General features: G+C 63.2%; 2 protein-coding genes. One reads left to right on the top strand and one right to left on the bottom strand.

The annotated features are described in order from the left end of the window. Positions 1-112: 112 nt before the first annotated feature. Positions 113-1171: an AraC family transcriptional regulator ligand-binding domain-containing protein gene (locus ACSFE6_RS31395; RefSeq protein ID WP_435431248.1), complete on the bottom strand. Its 1059-nt coding sequence runs from the start codon at positions 1169-1171 to the stop codon at positions 113-115. 71 nt (positions 1172-1242) lie between these two features. Here ACSFE6_RS31395 and ACSFE6_RS31390 point away from each other — a divergent pair. Next, positions 1243-2265 (top strand): LysR family transcriptional regulator (locus ACSFE6_RS31390; protein WP_435431247.1); only part of this gene is annotated, 1023 nt, incomplete at its 3' end.

Genomic DNA, 2265 nt, shown 5'->3' with positions numbered 1-2265 from the left:
TTGGGGGGGGTTGGTTTTTTTGTTGGGGGGCGGGTTTCGTTCACGAGGGGGAGTGCGGGCGGGGGGGGGGGGGACCTCTCCCCCCGAAAGGGCCTTGCCAGGCAATCGAGATCTAGAGGTTGCCCCAGCGCGCCCGATACACCCCCGGCGCACACCCTAGCCACCGCAAGCACGCCCGGTTGAAACTCTGCACATCGCTGTACCCCAACCGATCCGAAATCTCGACCAGCTCAAGTTTCCCTGCCTGCAACAGATCCTCTGTCCGACAACGGCGATACTCATCCAGCAACTCGGAAAAACTCCAGCCCAGTGCCTTCAAGCGTCGTGCCGCTGTGCGCTCCAGCAAGTGCTGGCCTTCGCAAAACTGCTGCCAACTGGCACCGGCAAGGTCGGCAATCAGGTAGTCGCTGACTTGCTCCAGCAAGGTCGGTTCACTGTTGCACCGGGTCTGCTCCAGCAGCTCGACCAGTGTATGTTCAAGCTCATGATTGCCGGGTGTCAGCGCGGTGACGAATAACTGCGGATCGAGACGGATCCCGTGCTGCGCGACGCCCCAGCGCACCGGTGCGCGAAACGCCTGGGCATGATGCTCGGGGTTGCCGGTACAAGCAAAAGCCAGGTCGACGCCCAGGATCGGATCTCGCGTCAGACCACTGGCCAGGAATTTTCGGCGCAGCATGCTGCACAGGCTGATGAGGATGTAATCGGCGATCGATGCGCTGGCCTTCACACTGCCACAGTCAAGCAACTGCAGTTCGACAGTGTCGCCGTCGCGTACGATTCGCGCCTGGAAGTGTCCGCAGAAGAACGGAAAGAATCGCTCGAAGTAAGCACAGGCACTTTCCAGGGACGCGGCCACGTCGAACAGGTAGGTCAGGCCATTGGTGGCCGTTGAAACGAACCGTCGACCGGCTGCCAGACCGATCAAGGGGTCGCCGGTTTGCTCCAGGGCAAGCGACCAGAAGCGCCGCGAAAGGAACAGCGGCACGCGCATGAAAGGCGTACGCAATTCGAACAGGCTGCGGTGGAACAGGTCTTCGATACGCTCGCGGGCAATGCCACGCGCCAGCAATTCTTCAATGGCCGGCAGCAACGTCGGGGCGTAGAACGCATTCGGCGGTGGTTGAAGGTTCTGGGCCTGAAGGCGAAAGGACTGATCGCTTTTTGTCATGTAGGGCTCACAGCAGGTTTCGCAACACGGGTTAGGCTGCTCGACGTTAAGCGATTTGCCGGAGCAAGACCATGCTTGATTTACGCCAGCTCGATCTGAATCTCTTGCTCGCTTTCGATGCGATCTACCAGCAGCGCAGCGTCACCCGGGCCGCCGAGGTGATGAGCCTGTCGCAACCGGCGATGAGCAATGCGCTGCGTCGCCTGCGTGAGTTGTGTGGCGATCCGCTGTTTATCAAAAGTCGACTCGGTGTCACGCCGACACTGGTCGCGCATCGCCTGGCCGATTACGTGCGCACGGCGCTGGAATCGTTGCGCGATGGCTTGCGCATGATTCCCGCCGCACGGCAAAACCATCCGTTGTTGCGCATCAGTTGCCTGGACTGCTTGCAACCGGTGCTGCTCGAGGCATTGCTTGAATCGCCCCATGCCGACTGGCAGGTGCGCTATTTCCAGCCGCGCCGACGCGACGCCTTGCAGGAACTGGCCAGCGGTAAACTGGACATCCTGATCGACCTCGACCAACCCCTGGCCGGACTGGCGGGGTTGCACAAACGGGTATTGCCTGCCGATCACTACGTATTCGCCTATGGCGCCGGCCTCAAGGAACCGCCACGTACGCTCGAGGCCTATCTGCAACAGCCGCAGATCCAGGTTTCCAGCCGTCGCGATGGGCTCAGTCCGGTGGATTTGCACCTGGGTTTGAGAGGATTGCGCCGTACCCTGGCGGTCAGCTCCCAGAGCACGCTTGCGGCCAAACTGATAGCCGATCGACAACCCTTCGGCATGAGTCTGCCGAGCCGGGTGGCCAGTGTGCTCGGGCTGCAACAGGCGCCGTTGCCGCTGGAAGAACCGGTGGAGTTGAAACTGGCGTTGTACATCGAGTCCCGCTATCGCTTCGAACGCAGTCGCGAGGAAGCGATGCATTGTTTGCTGCGGGCGTTGGGTGAGCCTGGGGCATTACACGCGGCAGTACTGGGGGGGGGGGGGGGGGGGGGGGGGGGGGGGGGGGGGGGGGGGGGGGGGGGGGGGGGGGGGGGGGGGGGGGGGGGGGGGGGGGGGGGGGGGGGGGGGGGGGGGGGGGGGGGGGGGGGG

Source organism: Pseudomonas baetica, from assembly GCF_051216495.1.
Lineage (GTDB): Bacteria > Pseudomonadota > Gammaproteobacteria > Pseudomonadales > Pseudomonadaceae > Aquipseudomonas > Aquipseudomonas baetica_B.
The sequence above is the reverse complement of the archived record's forward strand: the minus strand, read 5'-3'. Positions and strand labels throughout refer to the sequence as shown.

Coding starts and splice junctions, on each gene's coding strand:
- ACSFE6_RS31395 (WP_435431248.1), bottom strand. CDS start 1,171: ATGACAAAAAGCGATCAGTCCTTTCGCCTTCAGGCCCAGAACCTTCAA.